The sequence below is a fragment of the Virgisporangium ochraceum genome, assembly GCF_016863655.1.
Classification (GTDB): Bacteria; Actinomycetota; Actinomycetes; order Mycobacteriales; family Micromonosporaceae; genus Virgisporangium; species Virgisporangium ochraceum.
On the sequence record NZ_BOPH01000068.1, the window covers coordinates 90,746 to 113,669 of the forward strand.

The 22,924-nt window shown below is 73.5% G+C and carries 23 protein-coding genes; 6 read left to right on the forward strand and 17 right to left on the reverse strand.

The window, feature by feature from the left end; translation table 11 throughout:
* From Voc01_RS23390 to Voc01_RS23435, 10 genes are read right to left on the reverse strand one after another with little or no spacing between them, the layout of a single operon-like run.
* Nucleotides 1–726, reverse strand: coding sequence for an Rv1363c family protein (locus Voc01_RS23390; protein WP_203929655.1), 726 nt, complete (start codon nt 724–726; stop codon nt 1–3).
* Complete coding sequence (locus Voc01_RS23395; protein WP_203929656.1) at nt 723–1,985, reverse strand: MCE family protein; 1,263 nt, start codon at nt 1,983–1,985, stop codon at nt 723–725. The genes Voc01_RS23390 and Voc01_RS23395 overlap by 4 nt, the downstream gene beginning before the upstream one ends.
* Nucleotides 1,982–3,385, reverse strand: a complete 1,404-nt coding sequence (locus tag Voc01_RS23400) for an MCE family protein (protein WP_203929657.1) — start codon at nt 3,383–3,385, stop codon at nt 1,982–1,984. Before Voc01_RS23400 ends, Voc01_RS23395 begins: the two co-directional genes overlap by 4 nt.
* Entirely contained in the window at nt 3,382–4,590 is a 1,209-nt protein-coding gene (locus tag Voc01_RS23405) for an MCE family protein (RefSeq protein ID WP_203929658.1), read from the reverse strand. The genes Voc01_RS23400 and Voc01_RS23405 overlap by 4 nt, the downstream gene beginning before the upstream one ends.
* Nucleotides 4,590–5,588 (reverse strand): MCE family protein, encoded by a 999-nt coding sequence (locus Voc01_RS23410; protein WP_203929659.1) that lies wholly within the window; start codon nt 5,586–5,588, stop codon nt 4,590–4,592. The genes Voc01_RS23405 and Voc01_RS23410 overlap by 1 nt, the downstream gene beginning before the upstream one ends.
* A complete protein-coding gene (locus Voc01_RS23415; RefSeq protein WP_239160424.1) occupies nt 5,585–6,610 on the reverse strand; it encodes an MCE family protein in 1,026 nt (341 codons plus the stop codon). The genes Voc01_RS23410 and Voc01_RS23415 overlap by 4 nt, the downstream gene beginning before the upstream one ends.
* Nucleotides 6,607–7,893, reverse strand: coding sequence for an MCE family protein (locus Voc01_RS23420; protein ID WP_203929660.1), 1,287 nt, complete (start codon nt 7,891–7,893; stop codon nt 6,607–6,609). Before Voc01_RS23420 ends, Voc01_RS23415 begins: the two co-directional genes overlap by 4 nt.
* Nucleotides 7,890–8,678, reverse strand: coding sequence for an MlaE family ABC transporter permease (locus Voc01_RS23425; protein WP_203929661.1), 789 nt, complete (start codon nt 8,676–8,678; stop codon nt 7,890–7,892). Before Voc01_RS23425 ends, Voc01_RS23420 begins: the two co-directional genes overlap by 4 nt.
* 1 nt (nt 8,679) lies before the next feature.
* Nucleotides 8,680–9,429, reverse strand: coding sequence for an MlaE family ABC transporter permease (locus Voc01_RS23430; RefSeq protein WP_203929662.1), 750 nt, complete (start codon nt 9,427–9,429; stop codon nt 8,680–8,682).
* Nucleotides 9,426–10,370 (reverse strand): ABC transporter ATP-binding protein, encoded by a 945-nt coding sequence (locus Voc01_RS23435; RefSeq protein WP_203929663.1) that lies wholly within the window; start codon nt 10,368–10,370, stop codon nt 9,426–9,428. Before Voc01_RS23435 ends, Voc01_RS23430 begins: the two co-directional genes overlap by 4 nt.
* A 131-nt stretch (nt 10,371–10,501) precedes the next feature.
* Between Voc01_RS23435 and shbA the strand changes: the two genes are divergently transcribed.
* Nucleotides 10,502–11,083: an RNA polymerase sigma factor ShbA gene (shbA, locus tag Voc01_RS23440; RefSeq protein WP_203929664.1), complete on the forward strand. Its 582-nt coding sequence runs from the start codon at nt 10,502–10,504 to the stop codon at nt 11,081–11,083.
* Nucleotides 11,080–12,018 (forward strand): anti-sigma-D factor RsdA, encoded by a 939-nt coding sequence (locus Voc01_RS23445; protein ID WP_203929665.1) that lies wholly within the window; start codon nt 11,080–11,082, stop codon nt 12,016–12,018. The genes shbA and Voc01_RS23445 overlap by 4 nt, the downstream gene beginning before the upstream one ends.
* Here the strand turns inward: Voc01_RS23445 and Voc01_RS23450 are convergent.
* The 6 genes from Voc01_RS23450 to Voc01_RS23475 form a co-directional block, all read right to left on the reverse strand.
* Complete coding sequence (locus tag Voc01_RS23450) at nt 11,924–13,009, reverse strand: MFS transporter (RefSeq protein WP_203929666.1); 1,086 nt, start codon at nt 13,007–13,009, stop codon at nt 11,924–11,926. The genes Voc01_RS23445 and Voc01_RS23450 overlap by 95 nt on opposite strands.
* Nucleotides 12,994–13,353, reverse strand: a complete 360-nt coding sequence (locus tag Voc01_RS23455; RefSeq protein WP_203929667.1) for an MFS transporter — start codon at nt 13,351–13,353, stop codon at nt 12,994–12,996. The genes Voc01_RS23450 and Voc01_RS23455 overlap by 16 nt, the downstream gene beginning before the upstream one ends.
* A gap of 34 nt (nt 13,354–13,387) precedes the next feature.
* Nucleotides 13,388–14,308: a sigma-70 family RNA polymerase sigma factor gene (locus tag Voc01_RS23460; RefSeq protein ID WP_203929668.1), complete on the reverse strand. Its 921-nt coding sequence runs from the start codon at nt 14,306–14,308 to the stop codon at nt 13,388–13,390.
* A gap of 14 nt (nt 14,309–14,322) precedes the next feature.
* Nucleotides 14,323–14,661, reverse strand: a complete 339-nt coding sequence (locus Voc01_RS23465; RefSeq protein WP_203929669.1) for a VOC family protein — start codon at nt 14,659–14,661, stop codon at nt 14,323–14,325.
* A gap of 106 nt (nt 14,662–14,767) precedes the next feature.
* Nucleotides 14,768–17,104 (reverse strand): ABC transporter permease, encoded by a 2,337-nt coding sequence (locus Voc01_RS23470; protein ID WP_203929670.1) that lies wholly within the window; start codon nt 17,102–17,104, stop codon nt 14,768–14,770.
* Nucleotides 17,101–17,769, reverse strand: a complete 669-nt coding sequence (locus Voc01_RS23475; RefSeq protein WP_203929671.1) for an ABC transporter ATP-binding protein — start codon at nt 17,767–17,769, stop codon at nt 17,101–17,103. The genes Voc01_RS23470 and Voc01_RS23475 overlap by 4 nt, the downstream gene beginning before the upstream one ends.
* Before the next feature lie 151 nt (nt 17,770–17,920).
* On the opposite strand from Voc01_RS23475, the gene Voc01_RS23480 reads away from it, so the two are divergent.
* The 4 genes from Voc01_RS23480 to Voc01_RS23495 are packed head-to-tail and all read left to right on the forward strand — an operon-like array spanning nt 17,921 to nt 21,714.
* A complete protein-coding gene (locus Voc01_RS23480) occupies nt 17,921–19,297 on the forward strand; it encodes a sensor histidine kinase (protein ID WP_203929672.1) in 1,377 nt (458 codons plus the stop codon).
* Entirely contained in the window at nt 19,294–19,968 is a 675-nt protein-coding gene (locus tag Voc01_RS23485; RefSeq protein WP_203929673.1) for a response regulator, read from the forward strand. Before Voc01_RS23480 ends, Voc01_RS23485 begins: the two co-directional genes overlap by 4 nt.
* Nucleotides 19,969–19,996: 28 nt before the next feature.
* Nucleotides 19,997–20,950, forward strand: a complete 954-nt coding sequence (locus Voc01_RS23490; RefSeq protein ID WP_239160425.1) for an ABC transporter ATP-binding protein — start codon at nt 19,997–19,999, stop codon at nt 20,948–20,950.
* Between the two features lie 11 nt (nt 20,951–20,961).
* Nucleotides 20,962–21,714, forward strand: coding sequence for an ABC transporter permease (locus Voc01_RS23495; RefSeq protein ID WP_203929674.1), 753 nt, complete (start codon nt 20,962–20,964; stop codon nt 21,712–21,714).
* Nucleotides 21,715–21,745: 31 nt separating this feature from the next.
* On the opposite strand, the gene Voc01_RS23500 is transcribed toward Voc01_RS23495, so the two are convergent.
* Nucleotides 21,746–22,744: a LacI family DNA-binding transcriptional regulator gene (locus Voc01_RS23500; protein WP_203929675.1), complete on the reverse strand. Its 999-nt coding sequence runs from the start codon at nt 22,742–22,744 to the stop codon at nt 21,746–21,748.
* Between the last annotated feature and the right edge of the window lie 180 nt (nt 22,745–22,924).

Genomic DNA, 22,924 nt, shown 5'->3' on the forward strand with positions numbered 1-22,924 from the left:
TCACCCCACGAACTGCAGTCGTGACACGAGCCACCGACCGTCGGTGCGCACGAGTTCCACCTGGATCCGGTAGTGCGAGCGGCGACCGTCCGGCGCGTTGGTGTTGCGCACGGTGGCGTCGATCGCGACGAGCACGGTGGCGCGTCGCCGGTCGCCCGCCAGCAGCGCCGCGCGCAGGACGGTGCCCTGCGACTGCACGTTGTTCTCGACCACGGCCGCGCGCACCTGCGACTGCCCGCGGCTGAACTCGTCGCGGAAGTCGCCGGTGGTGCCGGCCAGGATCCGTTGCAGGTCGCGGTCGACGCTGGCCGCGCTCACCGACACGAAGTCCACGCACGCCTGCTTGGCCGCGGCGACGGCCCGCTGGTTCGCCCGGTCGGTCTGCCGGTCGCCGTACCACCGCGCGCCGTGGAAGCCGGCCGCGGCAAGGGCCGCGCAGAGAAGGAGGAGCAATGCGGCCGTGGTGCGGCTGGGCCGGCCGGTCCAGCGCCGTCGGGGTTTCGGCGGTTCGACGGGACGCCGGACAGCCCGCCGTTGTCGCGGTATCCGGGGCTTCTCCTCGGTGGGCTCCTCGTCGAGGCGTTCCAGCACCTCGGCGACGGGGTCGCGCGCGGGCGGGGTGCGGCGGGTCACCGTCCGGCGGGAGCCGGTGCGGCGGCGGGCCGTGTGCGTGCGGCTGTCGGTCGGGTCGTCCGGTGAGCCGCCCTTGATGAGCTTGAGCGTCATGGGGTCACTCCTGCGAGAAGAAGCTGTTTCCAGGACTGGTCGCCGGCGATCGCGTACTGGCCGCCGGTGCCGCCGAACCGCACCGGGCGGCCGTCCGGGCCGAGCACGAGCCCGGTCACCGGGTCGTAGCCGGCCATAGTGGGCGGCTCTGTGGACGGCTCCGCGCCCGGGTCCGCGGGCCCGGGCCCGGAACCTGGTGGCGCGCCGGCGCGGGGTGCGTTGTTCGAGCCGCGCACGTTCGACCCGCGGGCCTCGTCGGCGGCGCTGCACGTCGGGGTCCCGCCGTACACGCACGGCGGCGGGTCGTTGACGTTGAGCGCGAGCCCGAAGTGGGCGGTGCCGTCGCCCGGTGGCGACACCGTGTACCCACCCGCGACCGCGAGCGGGTACACGACCAGCAGCTGCTCGATGCCCGCCAGCCGCCGGGCGGCGACGCCGTTGACCGCGACGAGGTTGCCCAGCAGCACCCCGACGGCCGGCTCCAGCCCGTCGAGCAGAGCGACCAGTTCGGTCGCCGCGGGCGGCCCGTTCACCAGGATGCGGCGCAGGTCGGGGTCGGACGCGCGCACCGTCTCCGCCAGCTTCGCCAGACCGGCCGCCCACTGCCGGATCTGCTCGGCCGACTCGGCCTGCGTGCGCAGCACCGTCGCGCCGTCCCGGATGAGCGTGACCGTCTGCGGCAGCGCCTCCACGGCGTCGGTGAGGATCAGCTCGCCGGCGTCAAGGATGCGACGCAGCGCGTCCTCGCTGCCCTCGAACGCGGCGCCGAGCTCGTCGATGACCACGGTGAGGTCGTCGGGGTTCACCGAGCGCACCAGCGCGTCGAGGTTCGCCAGCAGCGTCTCCGGCGGCAGCGGCACGCCGGTGCGGTCACGCGGGACCACCGACCCGTCGCGCAGGTAGGGGCCGCCGTCGCGGTCGGGGCGCAGGTCGAGGTACTGCTCGCCGACCGCGGAGCGGTGCGTCACGACCGCCCGCAGGTCGGCGGGCACCCGCGCGCCGTCCTCCAGCGTCGCCCGCACCCGGGCGCCGTCGCCGTGCAGGGTGACCGCCGTGACCCGTCCGACCGGCACACCGCGGTAGGTCACCGGCGCGTTCGCGAAGATGCCGCCGCCGTCGGCGAGGTCGACGTAGACCGTGTAGCCGCTGCCGAGCAGCCGGTCACCGAGCCCGACGTACCGCACCGCCACGTAACCGGTGCCGAGCAGGCTCACCACCGCGAACACGAGCACCTTGACGCGCACCGCTGTCGTGATCACGGTCGCAGCCCTCCGGGGAGGAGGTCGCCGACGCCGCCCTGCTGGGCGCCGACGGCGCCGGTCGCCCTGGGCAGCAGGCACTGCGGGGTCAGGATCGTGCCCGGCAGCAGCGGGGTTCCGGGCGGGAACACCGTGCCGGGCGGCACCACGCCACCCGGTGGGCGCAGGCTCCCCGGCGGCGCCGACGCGGTCGGTGGCAGCAGGGCGCACCCGGGCGGCACCGTGCAGCCCTGCGGCGGCGTCCAGCCGGGCAGCAGCGGACCGGCCACGGGCAGGCAGCCGACCGGCAGGATCTCGGGCAGCGACGGGACGCCCGGCACCGTCGGCTGGGTGGGCTGCGTCGGCTGGGTCGGCTGGCCCGGTTGGCCCGGTTGCCGTGGCTGTTCCGGTTTGGAGCCGTTCGACTGTCCACCCGGGACGACCCGGGGCGGTGTGACGAGGAGGTTCGCGAGGATCTGCGCGGCGTCGAGGTCGGCGGTGGCGCCGAGGTTCACGTAGTCGCCGACGATCGCGCCGGTGACGTTCGGCGGGAACGGGAAGCTCAGCAGGAAGTCCAGCGACTTCGGCAGGTTGTCGCCGGCCTTCGCGAGCTGCTGCAGCAGCGGTTGCAGGGCGCGCAGGCTCGCGAGCAGGTCGTCGCGGGTCGCGGTGACGACCCGGGTACCGACCCGGCCGAGCTCGCCGAGCGCGGTGAGGGCCGCGGTCAGCTGGGTGCGCTGGTCCGCCAGAACGGTCAGGCCCGGCCCGAGCGCGTCGAGCGCGCTGCCGATGACCGCCCGCTGGTCGGCGAGCCGCGTGGTGAGCCGGTCGAGGGCGTCGATCGCCCGCACCAGGTCGGACTTCTGGGCCTCGAGACCGCCGACGAACGCGTCGAGCTGGTGCAGCAGGTCCTTTGTGGACGCTTCGCGGCCCTCGAGCGCGGTACCCAGCTCCCGGTTGATCGTCTGCACGTGGGCGAGGCCGCCGCCGTTGAGGAGCAGACCGAGCGCGGCGAGCACCTCCTCCACCTCGGCCGAGCGGCGGGTGCGGGCCAGCGGGACCGTGTCGCCGTCGGCGAGCCGTCCGCGGGCCGACTCGGTGGTCGGCTCGTCGAGTGCCACGTACTTCTCGCCGAGCAGGCTGGTCTGCCGCACGGCCGCCGTCGCGTTGGCCGGCAGCTCGACGTCGCGGCCGATGGCGAGGCGGACCCGCGCGGTCCACCCGGAGAGCCAGATCTTCTCGACGCTGCCGACCGTGACGTCGTCGACCTTCACCGCGGCCTGCGGCACGAGGTCGAGCACGTCCTGGAACTCGACGACGACCCGGTACGCGGGCCCGTCGGGTGCGCCACCGGGCAGCGGCACGTCGGTGACCGTGCACCCGGCGAGGGTCAGCGCGAGGAACGCGACGGCGGCTCTCACGGGACCACCTTCAGGATGCCGCCGAGCGTCCTGTCGATCGTGCCGCCGAGGTCCGGAAGCTGGGGAAGCGCGGGCTGTTGCGGCACCTGGGGAACCTGCGGTGCCGCCGGGTTCGCCGGCGCGAGGCCGAGGAGCCTGCGGAGCTGGTCGGGCATCGGCAGTCCCGTCGCGGCCAGCGTCTGCGCGAGGGCCGTGCACTGCGCCGGCAGTTGGGGCAGGGCAACGGCGTCGGCCAGGATCGCGCACACGAACGTGGCCGGGTCGTACGATCCGAGCGCGTCGTTGCGGGTGTCGAGCGTGCCCGAGCGCGGGTTGTAGGCCAGGTTGAGGTTCGACGCGGCGAGCGGGGCCACGTCGAGGATGTCGGCGATCGCCTTCTGCTGCCGGGCCAGCACGGTGGTGATGTCGGCGAGCGCGGTGACGTTCGACCGCACCAGCTCCCGGTTCGCGCGCACGAACGTGGTGACCTCGGTGAGCGCGATCGCGAGGCTGCGCAGCGCGGCCGCCAGGTCGGCCCGTTCGGCGGCGAGCTGGGCGGCCACGTCGGCGAGCTGCTGGTTGAACACGCGCACCTGCTGGTCGCTCTTCGCCAACGCGGTCGTGAGCACCTGCAGGTTCCCGACGGTGCCGAACAGGTCGGCCCGCCCGTCGGCCACCGTGGACAGTGCCCGCGACACGCTGTCGAGCGTGGTGTGCAGGTTGTCGCCGTTGCCTTCGAGGTTCGCCCGGCCCGCCTTCACGAGGTCGGCGAGCGCGCCGTCGGCGTTGGCGCCGTTCGGGCCGAGTGCGGTGTTGAACCCGTCGAGCGCGCGGTAGACGTCGTCGATCTCCAACGGCACGGCCGTGCGCTCCACGGGGATGTCGGCGTCGTCGGGCAGCGCGGCGCCGCCGTCGTACGCGGGAGCGAGCTGCACGTACCGGTCGCTCACCACGCTCGGCGGGATCACCAGGGCCTGCGCGCCGGCCGGGACGCGCAGGTCGCGGTCGTAACGCAGGTCGACGCGCACCGTGCGTCCCATCGGCGTCACCTTGACCACGCGCCCGACGCGGACGCCGAGCACCCGGACGTCGGAGCCCTCGTAGATGCCGACCGCGCGGGTGAAGTGTGCGGTGAGCCGGCGCTCGGCGGGCGCGAGCCGCCACAGCGGCACCGCGAGCGCGGCCGCCACCAGCACCACGGCGCCGACGATGAGAGCCCTGCGCATCAGCGACCTCCCGTCGTCGGCACGAGCGGCTGCACGAGGCCGGCCACGTAGGAGTCGAACCAGCGCCCGTTGCCGGTGACGTTCGCGAACGCGGAGACGAACGGGCCCATCTTCTGGATCGTCCGTTCGAGGTTGGCGCGGTTGCGTTGCAGGATCGCCACCGTGGCGCGCAGTTCGGTCAGCGCGGGCTGCAGCTGCGCGCGGTTGTCGGCGACCAGGCCGGTCAGCTGGTCGCTCAGCGTCTTCGTGCCCACCAGCAGCTCGTGGATGGCGTCGCGGCGCCGGCTCACCTCCGCCAGCAGCAGGCCGCCGTCGGACACCAGCTTCCGGAACTCCTCGTCGCGGCCGGCCAGCACCGCGGTCACCGACCGGGCGCGGTCGAGCAGCTCGCGCAGCTCCGCGTCGCGGTCGGCGACGGTCTTCGACAGCCGCGACAGCCCGTCGAGCGACGTGCGGACGCTCGCGGGCGTGTCGGTGAACGCGTCGGCGACCACGCCGAACGCGGTGGCGAGCTGCGCGGTGTCGATGGCGTCGAGCGTGCCGGCGAGCCCGGTGACCGCCTCCACGACGTCGAACGGCGACGCCGTGCGCTCCAGCGGGATTTGGGCGTTGGCACGCAGCCGGCCGGACCCCTTCGGCTCGACCGCGAGGTACTTCTGCCCGAGCACGGTCCGGATGCGGATCGAGGCGGCCGTGTCGGTGCCGAACCGCAGGTCGTCGTCCTCGACCCGGAACGTCACCCGCACGTACGGCGCCGGCGCGCGGGCGAGGTCGACGTCGGTGACCTTCCCGACGCGCACCCCGGCGACCCGCACCTCGTTTCCCGGCGCGAGCCCGCTGGCGTCGCGGAACGCGGCGCGGTAGGTGGTCGCGGTCAGCGCCGCGAGGTCGTCGATCCGGAACGCGACGAGGACGAGCGCCGCGAGCACGCCGAGGCTCACCAGCCCGACGGTGCGCGGGTTCCGGTGCCGGAACGGCGTCCACAGCGGCGGCCTCATGAGGACGCCGCCGCACTGCACCGGGGCGCGGTCGAGGTGAACGGGGGGATCGGGACCGACTGCCCGCCCAGGGCCACGGTTCCCTTCAGGTCGCAGAGGAAGAAGTTGAACCACGACCCGTGCGAGGCGACCCGCGTGAGCGCCTCGTACCGGCCGGGCATCGCGGCCAGCGCCCTGTCGATCGCCTCGGCGTTCGCGTTGACGTTGCCGGCCACCTGGCGCAGACCGTCCACATCGGACGCGAGGGGCGCCCGCGCCTCGCCGAGCAGCGACCCGGTGGCGACGGTCAGCTCGCCGAGGTTCACGAGGGACTGCCCGATCGCGGCGCGGTCGGCGGCCAGCCCCGACACGAGCTGCTGCAACTGGGAGATGGTCTGGTCGAGCTGGCCCTCGCGTTCGTCCACGGTGGACAGCACGGCGTTGAGGTTGGAGATGACCCGGCCGATGACCTCGTCGCGGTCGGCGAGCGTGTTCGTGAGGGACGCGGTGCGCCGCAGCAGGCTCGCCATCGTGCCGCCCTCGCCCTGCAGCACCTGGATGATCTCGTAGGCGAGCCGGTTCACGTCCTGCGGCGAGAGCGCGGTGAACAGCGGCCGGAAACCGTTGAACAGCGCGGTGAGGTCGAGCGCCGGCGCGGTCTGCTCCAGCGGGATCACGCCGTCGCGTTTCAGTGTGCGTCCGGTCGACGGGCCCTCGAACAGCGCGAGGTACCGTTGCCCGACCAGGTTGCGGTAGCGGATCTTCGCCCGGACGCCCGTGCCCAGCGGAACCTCGTCGGTGACCGTGAACCGGACCTGTGCGATCGAGTTGTCGACGACACGGATGTCGGTGACCTTCCCGACCCGCACGCCGGCGATCCGGACGTCGTCGCCCTTCAGCAGGCCGGTGACGTCGGTGAAGCGGGCCCGGTAGCCGGTGCCGGACGTGGTCCAGGTGCCGAGCGTCTGCGCCAGCATCGCGGTGAGCAGAACGGTGACCACCGCGAAGATGGTCAGTTTGATGAGCGGAGCCCTGATACTCACGGCGCACTCCTCGCGTTCACCACGGCGCCGCGCAGCAACGGTCCCCACAGAATGATCGCGATGTCGGGGACCTCCACCGGCGGGACGCCCAGCGCGGCGCCCACGATCGGGCGGACCACGCTCTGCTCCTCGGCCGTTCCCGCGGAACCCATCGGCCCCTGGACGGTTCCCGGTGTGCCGACGGGTACCTTCCTCGTCGTGCCGGGACCGGCGCCGTAGTCGTAGCCGTCGTTGACCGGGTACGCCGGCGCGGGCACCGGTGGGTTCGGCATCCCGTGGCAGTTCGGCCCGTTGCGCGCCCCGTACACGGGTTCGTCGCGGCCGGGGACGTACTTTCCGCCGTCCCGTGTGATCTCCAACGTGATGTGCATGCGTCCGCCCTCGAAGACCTTCTCGGCCCGCGCCTGCGAGGCGACGAGCGTCGACAGCAGGCACGGGTACTCGGGGGAGTAGGCGGCCAGCAGTTCCAGCAGCGGCCGGGTCACGTCGCCGAGCCGGATGAGCTGGTCGCCGTGCCGCGCCAGGAACAACCGCGTGGTGTCGGCGGCGCCGGTGGTGTCGGCGAGCAGCGCCGCGAGCTGCTCGCGCTGGTCGGTCACGGTGTTCGCGGTGACGGTGACGTCGCGCAGCAGCGCCAGCAGGTCGGGCATGGCGTCGCCGTAGGCGTCGAGCACGGTCACCAGGTTGCGCACGTCCTCGGCGATCGTGGGCATCTCGGCGTTGAGCTCCGCGAGGTAGCCGTCCAGTGTGGACAGTGTGCGGCCGAGCCGGTCTCCGCGGCCCTCCAGCGCGGTGGCGAGCGCCGCGAGCGTGGCGGCCAGCTTGTCGGGCCGGATCGACTGCAGCAACGGCAACGCGTCGTCGAGCACGCGTTCCAGCTCGACCGCGCTGCTGCTGCGGTCCTGCGGGATGGTCGCGCCGGCCCGGATCGCCCGTGTCGACGCGGACGTCGGCGGCACGAGGGCCACGTACCGCTCGCCGAACAACGACTTCGGGAGCAGCCGCGCGCTCACGTCGGCCGGGACGCGGGGAGTCAGGTCGGGGTTCAACGCGAGCGTGACGCGCGCACCGCGTCCCGTCGTCCGCACCGCGCGGACCTCGCCCACGACGACGCCGCGCAGCTTCACGTCGGCGCCCGGGTTGAGTTGCAGGCCGGTGTGGTCGGCGAGCAGCGTGACCCGGTCGACCGGGGTGAACACCTTGCGGTACTGGAGAACCGACAGGCTGAGCGCGCCGGTGAGCATCGCCACGAAGACGATTCCGAGGACCCTGTGGTGTCTCATCCGGCGATCCTCACGGTCGTGGTCGCGCCCCAGATCGCGAGCGAGAGGAAGAAGTCCACGACGTTCACCGCGACGATCGCGAGCCGCACCGCGCGTCCCACCGCGACACCCACGCCGGCCGGCCCGCCGCTCGCGGTGTAGCCGTAGTAGCAGTGCACCAGCACCACGATCACGCTGAAGACGAGCGCCTTGGCGAACGACCACAACACGTCGCCGGGTGGCAGGAACAGGTCGAAGTAGTAGTCGTACGTGCCGGCCGACTGTCCAAAGTAGCCGGTCGCGATCGTGCGGGTGGCGAAGTAGCTCGTGAGCAGACCGATGACGTACAGCGGGATCACCGCGATGAACCCGGCGATCATCCGCGTGGTGACGAGGTACGGCAGCGACGGCACACCCATCACCTCGAGCGCGTCGACCTCCTCGGAGATGCGCATCGCCCCGAGCTGCGCGGTGAACCCGCACCCGACGGTCGCACTGAGAGCCAACGCGGCGACCAGCGGTGAGATCTCGCGCGTGTTGAAGTAGGCGGAGATGAACCCGGTGAACGCGCTGCTGCCCAGCTGGTTCAGCGCCTGGTAGCCCTGCAGCCCCACCTCGGTGCCGGTGAAGAACGTCAGGAAACAAATGACGCCGACGGTGCCGCCGATGACGGCCAGCGCACCGGTCCCGAAGCTCACCTCGGCGAGCAGCCTGACGATCTCCTTGCGGTACCTCGTGGTCGCGCGCGGCGTCCAGCCGATCGCCCGGATGTAGAACGCGAGCTGTCCGCCCAGTTGGTCCAGCATCTCACTGGCCCTTCTGGGGGACGATCTGGAAGTACAGCGCGGTGATGACGAAGTTCACCGCGAACAGCAGCATGAACGTGATGACCACGCTCTGGTTCACCGCGTCGCCCACGCCCTTGGGACCACCCTTCGCCGTGATTCCCTTGTACGAGGCGACGAGCGCGGCGATGAGCCCGAACACCAGCGCCTTGATCTCACCGACCACGAGGTCGGGCAGCTGGCCCAGCGCCTGGAAGCTGGCCAGGTACGCGCCCGGCGTGCCGCCCTGCAGGATCACGTTGAAGAAGTAGCCGCCGCCGACACCGACCACGCTCACCAGACCGTTGAGCAGCACGGCCACGACCATCGACGCGACCACGCGTGGCGTCACGAGCCGCCGCACCGGGTCGATGCCGAGAACCTCCATCGCGTCGAGCTCTTCGCGGATCTTCCGCGAGCCGAGGTCGGCGCAGATCGCGGACCCGCCGGCGCCGGCGATGATGAGCGCGGTGACGATCGGACCGGCCTCCCGCACCACGGCGAGCACGGACGCCGCGCCGGTGAACGACTGCGCGCCCATCTGGCGCACGAGCGAGCCGAGCTGCAGCGCGATCACCGCGCCGAACGGAATCGAGACGAGCGCCGCCGGCACGATCGACACCGAGCTGATGAACCACGCCTGCTGGACGAACTCGCGCCACTGCCACGGCCTCCGCGCGAGGCCGAGGACCGTGTCGAGGGAGAACGCGAAGAAGTCGCCGGCGGCCTTCATACCCGGACCGCCTCGAACGAGCCCGGCGGCGGCGTGACGCCGTTGTCCACGCACCACTGACCGGGTTCGCGTTCGCCGCGCCGGGCTCCGCCGTCGGAAGGCTGCAACTGCAACGGGATCGGCGGCAGCGGCGGCAGGTCGACGCCCGCCTCCGCCTCGGCCTTCAGCTCGTCGGCGTCCTTCTCCTCGGCCATCCCGATCGGGCCGATCCGCTGCGCGTTGAGGAACTGCCGCACCACCGGTTCGGTGCTCGACAGCAGCATCTCGCGCGGACCGAACATCGCCAGGTGACCGTGGTACAGCAGCCCGATGTTGTCGGGCACCGTGCGCGCGGTGTTGATGTCGTGGGTGACGATGAGGAACGTCGCGTCGGTGCGCTGGTTCAGGTCGATGATGAGCTGGTTCAGGTACGCGGTACGGACGGGGTCGAGCCCGGAGTCGGGCTCGTCGAACAGGATGATCTCCGGTTCGAGGACCAGCGCGCGGGCGAGCCCGGCCCGTTTGCGCATGCCTCCGGAGATCTGGCCGGGCAGCTTGCCCTCCGCACCGACCAGCCCGACCATGTCGAGCTTCTCGGTGACGGTCTCCCTGACCTCCTTCTCCGACAGCTTCGTGTGCTCGCGCAACGGGAACGCGACGTTGTCGTAGATGGTCATCGACCCGAACAACGCGCCGTCCTGGAACAGCACACCGAAGAGCCGGCGGATCTCGTACAGGCCCTTCTCCGACAGGTGGGGCAGATCCCTGTCGCCGACCCAGATGTGGCCCCGGTCCGGTTTCAGCAGGCCCACGAGAGCCTTGAGAAACACCGACTTCCCGGTGCCGGACGGGCCGAGCAGCACCGAGATCTCGCCGGCGGGAAGGGTCAACGAGACGTCGGACCAGACCGGCCGGCCACCGAACGACTTCGTCAGCCGTTCGACCCGCACCTCGACGCCCATGACACCTCCCTTGTCCTGTCCATCGCCGGACCCGCGCGCGACGCAACAGCCGATCTCGATGCGGGTCCCGGTTGGTGATGCGGCGGCGATGGCGCTACCGTGCGGTAGCCCCCCGCGCGACGAAGGTATTGATGACCGCCTCGATCGACACCGATCTCGTCCGCAGGGCCGCCGGTCGTGACCACGACGCCATGGCGGCCCTGCTGACCGAGCTACGCCCAGGACTGGTCCGGTACTGCCGGGCCCGGCTCGGGCGCATCGGCGGCGCCTACACGACCGCCGACGACGTGGCACAGGAGGTGTGCCTGGCGCTGCTCCGCGCGCTGCCCACCTACCGCGACGTCGGCAAGCCGTTCTCCGCGTTCGTCTACGGCATCGCCGCGCACAAGGTGGCCGACGCGCAACGGGCGGCGATGCGCAACGCGGTCACCTCGCCGGTGGCGGAGATCGGTGACGGCCCCGACACCACCGTGCCCGGCCCGGAGCAGTCCGCCGAGCGCAGTGACCTGGCCCGTCGCCTGTCCGGCCTGCTGGCGAGGCTGCCCGAGACGCACCGCGAGATCGTGCTGCTGCGCGTCGCGGTCGGGCTGTCGGCCGACGAGGTGGGCCAGGTCGTGGGCATGACGGCGGCCGCGGTGCGGGTCACGCAGTCCCGCGCGCTGGCCAAGCTGCGTACGCTGGCGGGGGACGCACTGCGGGAGGTGGCGGCGTGACATCCAAGCGTGACGATGCTGCTGACCTCACCGTGCTCGCCGCCGACGACGCCCTGCTCGACGCGCTGGCCCACGGCGATCCGGTGCCCGCCGACGACAAGCTGGCCGGCGTCCTGGCGCTCTGGCGCGCCGACCTCGACGACGAACCGGCCGACTTCGACGTGGACGGCCTGCTCACGAGGCTGGCCGAGGAGCCGGACGGCGTAGACGGTGCCGCCAGTGCCGCCAGTGCCGCCAGCACGGCGCCGCTCCGGTCTGCGGTGCCCGCGGACAACGACGGCGGCGGCGATGACGGTGGCGACGGCGGCGTCGTCGTCCCGCTGGAGCGGAAGCGGTGGCGGCCGGGCCGGCGGTCCCTCGTCGGCGTCGCGGCGGCAGTGGTGCTGTTCGCGGGGCTCGGCATCGGTGCCGGGTCCGCCGGTCCCGACAGCCCGTTGTGGCCGATCGCGCAGGTCCTCTACCCGGAGCGCGCCGACGTGCGGCTCGCCGAGCACACCATCGCCCTGGCCCGCGAGGCGGCCGATGACGGGCGCTACGCCGACGCCCGCCGCACCCTCGACCGGGCCGCCATCGACGTCGACCGCATCGACGACCGCGAACTGGCCGCGAAGCTCCGGGCCAAGATCGACGAGATCCGCCGCACCCTGCCGGCGACCGACACCCCGAGCACCCCGGCGCCGTCGGCCTCGCCGTCGCCGTCGACCCCGGCGCCGGCCGCGCCCACCGGACCGGCCGCCACCGGCGGGGGCCAGCCCGGGGGTGGCGGCCAGCCGGGCGGCGGCGAACCCGGCGGCGGCCAGCCGGGTGGCGGTGGAAACACCCGCCAACCCGGCGACGGCATCATCCCCGAGATCCCCGGCCTGCCGACCCCGACGCTGCCCATCCCGATTCCGACACTGACGATTCCGGGTCTGCCGCTCGGTCCGAACTCCTGACCGCACCTCGACCCGGCGCGAGCGCGGCGGCCACCGCACCCACCAGCGGAACCAGCGCCGCGACCACCATCGCGGCGCGGAAGCCGTCGGTGAACGCGGCCGGTGACGCGTACCCGCCGTACGACGCGAACACCGCGGCCAGCACCGCGACCCCGAACACGCCGCCGACCTCGCGCAGCGCGCTGTTCGTGCCCGCCGCGACACCCGAGTCCTCCGGCGGGACGGCGGCGACGACCGCGTCGGCGGTGGTGGGGAACACCAGCGCGATCCCGACGCCGGCCACCACGAGCGGGCCGACCAGCGTGCCGTAGTCGACGCCCGCCGTCGCCACCGCGGCCAGCCAGCCGAGCCCGGCGCCCTGCAGCAGCATGCCCATCAGCATCACCGGCCGGTTGCCGACCCGCGCGGCGGCCAGTCCACCGACCGGAGCCACCAGCATGGGCATCGCCATCCACACGAGCAGCCGCAGCCCCCCCTCGAACGGCGAGTAACCCAGCCCGAGCTGGAAGAACTGCGTGATCATGAACAGCGACCCGATGAGCGACACGAACTGCAGGAAGATGACCGCGTTCGCGGCGGCGAAGCCGCGCAGCCGGAAGTAGGCCAGCGGCAGCATCGGGTACGGCGCCCGCGCCTCCCACGCCAGGAACGCGGCCAGCAGGAGTGCGCCGGCCAGGAACGCGCCGACCACCTCCGCGTCGGCCCAGCCCGTCTCCGGTGCGCGCACCGGCGCCCACGTCAGCGCGAACAGCGCCGCCGCGCCGAGGAGCAGGCCGGGCAGGTCCAGCCGGGGCCGCGGCCCGTGGCTCTCCCGCAGCAGCAGCGCCGAGAGCACCGCGACCGCGATGCCCACCGGTACGTTCAGCCAGAAGATCCACTGCCACGACAGGCCTTCGGTGACGGCGCCGCCGAGCACGGGTCCGGCCGCCACCCCGAGCCGGGCGGGCGGGAACGCGTCACTGATGAGCGTCAACGTCAACGGCAGCACCACGGCGGCACCGCGCCCTGCACGACGCGTGCGGCCACGAGCGCGCCGGCGGTCGTCGCCATCGCGGCCGCCGCCGACGCCGCGGTGAACACCAGGAGACCGGCGACGTACGCGCGCCGCCGGCCGTACCGGTCGCCGAGCGCGGCACCGGTGAGCATGAGGCACGCGAACGCCAGGTTGTAGGCGTTGAGCGTCCACTCCAGTTGCGACAGGCTGGCGCCGAGGTCGGTGCGCAGCACGGGAAGCGCGGTCGCGACCACCACCACGTCGAGAGCGGCGAGGAAGCTGCCGAGCGAAGCGAGGGCGAGGGTCCAGCCCCGCCGGGATCCGGGCATGTTCCGGGGCATGAAAAGCTCCATTGTGGACGGACGTGGGCGCGGCTCAGTCGAGCCCGAACGCCTCGAAGTGGGTGGGTCCGAGGAACGTCACCACGGAGGCGAAGCCGTCCGGGGTCGGCGCGAGCACCTGGATTCCGTGTGGTTCCCAGGCTCCACCGGGTGTGCGTCGGTACAGCGCGAGCGCCGGCTGGCCGTTGGCGGCGGTGTGCGTGGCGCGCCAGGTTTGTGGTCCCGGGAACACGGTGCCGCCGACGAACCGCCGCACGGCGTCGCGGCCGGTGTACCACTCGGGCAGCGGCGGCATCTCCCAGACGACGTCCTGGCGCATGAGCGCGATCAGCGTGTCGAGGTCGGCGTTCTCGAACGCGGTGGCGTACCTGTCGACGCGGGCCCGCACGGCCGGCTCGCTGGGCTCCAGGATGTCGTCGATCGGCGGGCGGGCCCGTGCCCGGGCCCGCTGCAACGCACTCGTGACCGACGCGACGGTGGTACCCAGCAGGTCGGCCACCTCCGCGGCCGACCACGCCAGCACGTCACGCAGGATCAGCACCGCCCGCTGACGGGCCGGCAGGTGCTGCAGGGCCGCCACGAACGCCAGCCGGATGCTGGTGCGCACCGCCACGGCCGTCTCCGGGTCGGAGTCCGCCGGCACCACGAGCGCGTCGGGCACGGGTTCCAGCCAGCGCACCCGGTCACCGACGACCGTGTCGAGACCGGCCGGCAGCGGCCGACGGCCCTGCCGCTCGGCGGCGCGCAGGCAGACGTTGGTGGCGATGCGGTACAGCCAGGTGCGCTCCGACGAGCGGCCCGCGAAGCCCCCGTACCCCTGCCAGGCGCGCAGGTACGTCTCCTGGACCGCGTCCTCGGCGTCGTGCAGCGACCCGAGCATCCGGTACGCGAACGCGAGCAGCTCGCGACGGTACGGGTCGGTCCGCCGCGCGAACTCGTCCGTCTCCGTCGCCATGCCCTCCAGGATGGTCACCGGACGGCCAGTTCGACGAACTGGACGAGGTTCCCGTCCGGGTCGCGCACCGTGCTGATCAGCCCCGGCGGGAACGCCTCCACCGGCCTGACCCAGTCGACGCCCAGCCCGGTGAGCCGGGCGGCCACCGCCGCGAGATCGTCGACGTAGAGGTTGATCAGGACCCGCCCCGGCTCCCCGGCGGCGGGCCCGACATCGGCACGCCGGTCGAAGATGAGCCGTCCGCCGCCGGCGAGCTCCCCGCCGTCGCCGAGCCCGACGACGGCCCGGTACCACCCGGCGAGCCGTTCCGGATCGACGCTGCCCAGCACCACACTGCCCAACCGCACGCTCATTCGTTCCTCCGTGAGGTGTTCCTGTTGTCGCGAGTACAGATCCGCTGGGTGGGCGGAACTAATCGGGGGCGTGCGGAGCTGATCGGGGGCGGTCGCCACCGGTGGGCTACTCGGCGCGGAGGGCGGTCGCGGGGCGGGTCCGCGCGGCCCAGCCGGCCGGTACCAGGGCGCCCAGGACCGCCAGCAGGACACCGCCCAGGGCCAGGGACACCAGCTGCCACGGCTCGTACACGGAGACGAACTCCGGCGCGTAGCCGAAGCCGGCGGCGTCGAACATCACCGGAACGATCCAGCGGTGCACGCCCCAGCCCAGGGGCACCGCCAGGATCCCGCCCATCAGTCCGACGGTGACCATCGAGGTCACCACCATGCCGCGCACCTGGCGCGGCGTCATGCCCACCGACTTGAGCACCCCGATCTCGTGCACCCGCTCCCGTGTGTTGAGCACGACGGTGTTGAACACGCCCAGCGCCGCCACCGCGCCCAGCAGCAGCGCCAGGATCCCGATCAACGCGAGCATCACCGCGATCGCCTCGTTCTCCTGGGTGTCGGCGCTGACGGTCGCGTCGGCCGACAGGTCGCGTACCGCGGCGGCGAGGCGGTCGGCGTAGGCGTGCGGGTCGGTGCCGCGCGTCAGGGAGACCTCGTACTGGCGCGGGGGCACCGCGCCGGCCGCGTCGGACAGCGCGGACACGTCCATGACCAGCGTCGGGTCGCCACCGTTGAGCATCACCTCGCCGACGATCCGGACCCGGCGCTCGCCGGCCGGTCCGCTGATCGTGATCGCGTCGCCGACGCGCACCCCGGTGAGCCGCAGCATCCGGGACGACGCGACCACCTCGTCGGGGTTGGCGTACCAGCGTCCGGTGATGATCGGGTAGCCGGTCCAGGAGGCGTCGCTGTCGTAGGCGCGCACGCTGATCCGCTGGGTCGACCCGACCAGGTCGACGGTCGCCTCGCTCAGCCCGGCGACGCGGGCCGTGCCGGGCTGCGCGGCGACCACCGCCCTGATCGCGGCGGGGTCGGCCGGTTGCCGGCCCGCGCCGGGTGCCGGTCCGCGACCGCCCGGATCTCCGTCCGGCGGAGCCATCATCGGCACCAGCACCTGCGCGGCCCCGGTGCGGTTGACGCCCTCGGCGACCCGGGTGAGCGTCTCGGCGAGCCCGGCCGCGAGCACGAACGTCGCGGCGCCCAGCAGCACCGCCACCACGGTGACCGCCGCCCGCGCCGGCCGCGTGAACGGCGCGCCCAGGCCGAGCGCGACCGGTCGCGGCAACCGCGACAGGGCCAGCACCCGCCGCAACCGGACCGCGCGGCCGGCCCGCGGCGCCCGCCCCACCGTGATCGCCTGGACGGCCGACAACCGCCCCGCCCGCAGCGCCGGCCCGACCGCCGCCACCAGGACGACCACGGGAACGGCGAGCAGCACCAACGCGGACACCCACAGCGGCACCCCGGAGGCGCCGGCGACGCTGTACGCGTCCGAGGTCATGGCCAGGATGGGCACGGCCAGGGCCGAGCCCGCCACCACGCCCACGACGCAGGCCGGCACGCCTACGACCAGGACCTGTACCGCGTAGACGGCCACCACCTGCGCCGGCGAGAACCCGAGCGCCTTCTGGACGCCGATCGCCCGGTACCCGGCCACCACCGCCCCGGCGACCACGTTGACGACGATCAACGTCGACATCACCAGCCCGAGGACCGCGAACGCCACCACGAACGGGACCATCGGCTTGAGCGCCTCGTTGGTGCGCAGCTTCACGGCGAGGTACGACGACGAGCCGGTGAGCGCACCGTCGGGCAGGCCGGCGGTCGCACCGGCCAGGCCCGCCCGGACGTCGTCGTCGGTGTCGGCGGACGCGAACCGGTACAGCATCTGCCACCCGGTCGGGGAGCCGAACTGCCCGGGCCACACCCACGCGCCCGCGGTGGCCGTGACCGACTCGGCGAACCCGACGATCCGCAACGACGTGCCGTTCACGGTGACCGTGCCGCCGACCTTCCAGGTCTGGCTGCCGGTGCGCACGTGGTCGCGCGCCAGCACGATCTGGCCCGACCCGGTGAGCCACCCACCCTCGTCGACATGCAGCCGGTCGACGGACCCGCCGGGATCGGCGCGGCCGACGACGAGGCCGGCCGGCAGGCGCGCGTTCCGGTCGCCGACGATCATCGCGCTCACCGCCTCGAAGGGCCCGGCGGCCGCGGCCACTCCCGGCCGCGTGGCGGTGGCGGCGAGGTCGGTGGTGTTCGTGGACGGGTCGAAGCCCGCCGTCGCGTGCGCGCCGCGCAGCCGTGCGAACGCCGAGTCGAAGGGCGCCGACGACGCGACGAGCAGCCCGATGGCGAGCACCGTGGTGGCGCTGGTCAGCAGCACGACGGTCCCGATGACAAGGCTCTGCAGCCGGCGCCTGCGCACGGCCGCGAGCGCGACGGCGATCACGGCGCGACCTGCCCGTCGCGGACCTCGACCGTTCTCGTCGCGCACCGCGCGGCGAGGGACGGGTCGTGGGTGACCAGCACGACCGTCTGGCCGCCCCGGTTGAGGTCGCGGAGGAGGTCGCAGATCTGGTCGCCGGCGTGGGCGTCGACGGCGCCGGTGGGTTCGTCGGCGAGCAGCAGCGGCGGACGGTTGACCAGCGCCCGGGCCACCGCCACCCGCTGCCGCTCGCCACCCGACAACCGCGCCGGGTACGCGTCGGCGCGGGCGGCGATGCCCAGCGAGTCGAGCAGATCGTCGGCGCGGGCGCGGGCGGCCCTGCGCGGCGTGCCGGCCAGGTGCGCCGGCAGGAGCACGTTGTCGCGGGCGGTCAGCTCGTCGAGCAGGTGGAAGAACTGGAACACGATGCCGATGTGCCGGCGCCGGAACCGGGCCAGCGCCGTCTCCGACAGGCCGGTGAGGTCGGTGCCGGCCACCTCGACCCGGCCCTCGGTGGGCCGGTCGAGGCCCGCGATGAGGTTGAGGAGCGTCGACTTCCCGCTGCCCGAGGGCCCCATCACCGCGACCGCCTCGCCCGGGGCGACGGTGAGGTCGACGCCGTGCAGCGCCGGCGGCCCGGCCGAGTCGTACCGCTTGCCGACCGCTCGGATGTTCACCAGTTCGCTCATGCCGACAGTTCTATTGCCGTGGTCGCCGCCGCGGATCGGGCGCGAGGTTGGCGCGGGGTACAGCGATCCGATGACCCGCGGCGCGGGTCATCCGTGCGATGTAGGCGTCACGGCGGAGGTGGGGACGGGCGTGGCTGCGCAGAATGGGTGCGTGCCTCCGATCCTCCGCCGCCTGCCGTGGCCCGACCTGGCGCTCGTCGCCGGTCTGGCCGTGGCCGTGGTGCTGTTCGAGGTCTTCTCGCCCGACTTCCTCCGGGAGGTGGGCGGCGACGCTCCCGCGGCACCCGTCGGACCCGGGCCGGTCAGGGAGCCCGACGGATGCTGCCGGACCGTCGACGACCGGTCGTGGGGGCTCCTGCTGCTCGCGACGGCGTTGATCACCGGTCCGCTGGTCGTGCGCCGGCGCTGGCCGCTCGTCTGCTTCGCCGTGCAGTACCCGGCCCTGCTGGCCGCACAGGCCGCCAGCAACGTGCCGGCGCTGCTCGCGGTGCTGGTCGGGGCGTACTCGGTGGCCGCGTACCTGCCGGCGGTGCTGTCGATGGGCGTGCTCGTGGGCACCGCCGCGGTCACGGCGTCGATCGAGAGCGAGACGTGGCCGCGGGTGCCCGGTACGGCCGGCGTGTTCGTGATCCTCGTGCCGATCGGGCTCACCGGCATCGCGATCCGGGCCGCCCGGGGGCGTGCGGAGGCGTCACAGCAGCGGGCCGCCGCGTTGGAACGCGAGCAGAGCGCGGCCACGCGGTTGGCCCTGGAGCTGGAGCGCGCCCGCATCGCGCGTGAGCTGCACGACGTCGTGAGCCACCACGTGAGCGTGATGACGATCCAGGCCGGCGCGGCGGGCAAGGTGCTCGACCAGCGGCCCGAGCTGGCCCGTATCGCGCTGGCCGCGATCGAGGACAGCGGCCGGGAGACCATGGCCGAACTGCGCCACCTGCTCGGCGCCCTGGCACCCGGTGCGGCCCAGGTCGACGAGGACCTGCTCCACCCGCAGCCCGGCCTGGCACAGCTCGACGCGCTCGTCGCGACCGTGCGGCAGGCCGGCCAGCCGGTGTCGCTGTCCACCACGGAGGTGGAGCTGTCGCGGGGCATGGACCTGGCCGCGTACCGGGTCGTGCAGGAGGCGTTGACCAACGCGTTGCGGCACGCGCCGGGCGCCCGTACGCGGGTCGAGCTCACCGTCGACGAGGCCGACCTCGTCATCGACGTCACCAACGACGAGGCACCGGCGCCACCGGCGGGCAGGCCCGCATCGGAGCCGCCCGGAACCAGGGCCGGATCGGAGGCGCGGGGGAGCATGGCCGGGTGGGAGGGGCGGGAGAACATGGCCGGATCCGAGATGCCGGCGGCCAGGGCCGGGTCGGAGGTGCCGGACGACAGGGCCGGGGCGGAGGCGGCCACGAACGGCTCGGGGTCGGGACTGCTCGGGCTGGCCGAGCGGCTGCGGCTGTACCACGGCGTGCTGGAGACCGGCCGGCGTCCCGGCGGCGGCTTCCGGGTGCGCGCCCGCCTACCGATGGAGGAGCTGTGACGAGGGTGGTCATCGCCGACGACCAGGCGCTCGTCCGGTCGGGCTTCACCATGATCCTCAACGCCGCGGGTGTCGAGGTGGTGGGCGAGGCCGCCGACGGGGCCGAGGCGGTGTCGGCGACGCGGCGGCTGCGTCCCGACGTGGTGCTCATGGACGTGCGTATGCCCGAGGTCGACGGGTTGGAGGCCACCCGGCGGATCCTGGCCGACCCGCCCCTGGCCGCCGACGGTGGTCCGGTGCGGATCCTGATCCTGACCACGTTCGACCTCGACCGGTACGTGTACGCCGCGCTCACCGCCGGGGCCAGCGGGTTCCTGCTCAAGGACGTCACGCCCGATCACCTGGTGCACGCGGTGCGGCTGGTCCGCGACGGCGACGCGTTGCTGGCGCCGACGATCACGCGGCGCCTCGTCGAGCGGTTCGCCCGTGTCGATCCCGACCGGTCGGCGCTGCACCGCGACCTCGCCGGCCTCACCCCGCGCGAACTGGAGGTGCTCACGCTGCTCGCCGGCGGCCTCAGCAACACCGAACTGGCCGGCGCGCTGCACCTGAGCGAGGCGACGGTCAAGACCCACATCACCCGCATCCTCACCAAGCTGCAGCTGCGTGACCGGGTGCAGGCGGTCGTCGTCGCCTACGAGACGGGACTGGTGGCACCGGGAAGGAGGTGACTACTACGCGGTGTAGTAGATTGCGGGGGTGGCACTCGACGTCGACTCGGTGGTTGTCCGGTACGGCGACACCACCGCGGTGGACGGGGCGTCGTTCGCGCTCGACGGGGGCCGGGTGCTCGCCCTGCTCGGGCCCAACGGCGCCGGCAAGACGAGCCTGCTGCGGGTGTGCGAGGGCTTCCGGCGCCCGGACGCCGGGCGGGTCACGACGCTGGGCCTCGACCCGTACGCCGCCCGCGACCGGCTGATGCCCCGGGTCGGCATCATGCCCCAGGGCGGTGCCGTGCACCCGATGGCCCGGGCCGGCGAGCTGCTGCGGCTGTTCGCGTCGTACGCCGCCGACCCGGTCGACCCCGCCTACCTGGCACGCACGCTGGAGCTCGGCGACGACGTGCTGCGGCGCCAGTGCCGGCGGCTGTCCGGCGGCGAACTGCAGCGGCTCGCGCTGGCGCTGGCGATCGTCGGGCGGCCCGAGCTCGTGTTCCTCGACGAGCCCACGGCCGGCATGGACGTCGAGGCCCGGCACACCACGTGGGCGGTCATCGGGCAGCTGCGGTCGGCCGGCGTGTCGGTGCTGCTCACCACGCACCTGCTCGACGAGGCGGAACGGCTCGCCGACGACGTGGTGATCGTCGACCGGGGACGGGTGGTCGCCGCCGGAACGCCCGCGGAGCTGACCGCCGCGGCCGGGATCGACCGGCTGACCATCCACGCCGATCCGGGACTGCCTGTCGGCGACATCGCCGGCACCATCACCGGCACCATCGCCGGCACCATCGCCGGCTGCGTCGTCACCGAGGCGGCGGAGACGCCCGGGAGGTACACAGTGGACAGTCCACAAGGGACGGTCGACGCAGCGGCCGCGGCCGCGGTGCTCGCGTGGTTCGCCCGACAGGGCGCGCACGTCACCGGGGTGCACAGCCAGCGGCGCACCCTGGAGGACGTGTTCCTCGCGCTCACAAGCCGGCGGGCCGGGCGGTGACGGGCCCGAACGTGAACCCGTTCACTCCCGCGCCCGGCCGGGCGCCGGCGCACCTGCTGCTCCTGCGTCACGCCCGCTTCGAGCTGGTGATCAACGCGCGGCGCGCCGAGGCGCTCGTGCTCAGCCTGGGCGTGCCGATCCTCGGCCTGCTCGCCGTCGTGCACACGGCGGTCATCAGCCTGCCCGGCGACGACCGGGCCGGATACGTCGTGCCCGGCGTGATCGCCCTGACCACGCTGTCGACGGCGTTCACCGGGCAGGCGATCTCGGTCGGGTACGAGCGCTTCTACGGCGCGCTCGCCCGCCTCGGCGCGTCGTCGTTGACCCGCACCGGGCTCGTCGCCGGCAAGACCCTCGCCACGCTGGTGCTGGTGCTGGCCCAGGCGCTCGTGGTGGCGCTCGTCGGGCTCGCCGTCGGCTGGCGTCCGCAGGTCGGCCACCTCGTGGCGGCGGTCGCGGCCACCCTCCTCGCGACGGCCGCGTACTGCGGGTTCGCCCTGGTGCTCGCGAGCCTCACCCGCCCGGAAGCGACCACGGCCGGTGCGACGCTGGTCTACGCGGTGCTCCTCGTCGGCGGCGGCACCCTCTTCCCGGCGCCGGACCTCGGTGGCGCCGAGTACCTGGTCCCGGTCACCGCGCATGCCACCGTGCTGCGGGCCGCACTCACCGACGGCATGGCCGCCGACGGCCTCGCGTGGCTCTCGCTCGCGGCGTGGTCGGTGGTCGCGGTGGTCGCGGCCCGGCGCGCGTTCCGATGGGACTGACTCCGATGGGACTGACTCAGATGGGACTGACTCAGATGGGACTGACAGAGTCGCGCTCGACGATCACCGGTGGCAGGAGCCGCGTCTCCGGTGGGGTCGCGACCGGGCTGTCGAGCAGGCGCATCGCCATCGTGACCGCGAGCGTGCCGACCTCGTGGGCCGGGATCTCCGCGGTGGTGAGCCGCACCGGCAGCGGCGGTACGGCGTCGCGCGGGCACACGGCGACCACGGACACGTCCTCCGGAACCCGCCGGCCGTCGACGCGCAGCAGGTCGAGCAGCGGCATCAGCGCGGCCTCGTTGTGCACCACCAGGCCGGTGACGTCGGGGCCGATGCGGTCGAGGCAGTCGCGGACGCCGGCGCGGCTCGGATCGCAGGGCTCGGCGACCACGTCGGCGCCGAGCGCGCCGACCGCCGCGGTGAACCCGGTGAGGAAGCGGTTCGCGTAGCTGGTGCCGCGCTGGTAGACGCCCGGTGCCGGGCCGACCAGCGCGATCCGTCGATGTCCGCGGCCGGCCAGGTGCTCGACGCAGGCCCGGGCGGTGGCCTCGAAGTCGAGGTCGACGCAGGTCAGCCCCGTCGGCTCGGACGGCAGCCCGATCAGCACCGACGGCTGGCGCAGCTTGAGCAGCGCGGGCACGCGGGCGTCGTCGCTCTCCACGTCCATCACGATCAACGCGTCGACCATCGCGCCGCCCGCGACGCGCTGGAGCCCGGCGGTGCCCTCGTCCTTGGTCAGCAGGAGGACGTCGTAGCTGTGCTCCCGCGCGGCCGTGACCACGGCGGTGACGAACTCCATGATCACCGGAACGTTGATGTCGGAGCGCAGCGGCGCGACCAGGGCCAGGACGCTCGACCGGCTGCTCGCGAGCGCCCGCGCGCCGGCGTGCGGGTGGTAGCCGAGCTCGGCGATGGCCGCCGCGACACGCTCCCGGGTGGCGGGTGAGATGGGCCGCCGACCGCTCAGGGCGTAGGACACCGTGCTGGTGGACACCCCGGCGGCGCGCGCCACGTCGTCGATCGTGACCACGGTTACGCACTGTAAGCCGAGTCGGCCATGGTGGCAATGGGGGCGGTGATGATCACGCTCGGTAAAAGTTAGGAAATCTGCCGTACACGCCGTTGACACCGAACGGCCCCCCTCCCTAGCGTCTGCGCAAGCGCTTCGACGCGCGCATTGTCGAAGCGCTTCGACAGCGCTTCGGGAGGA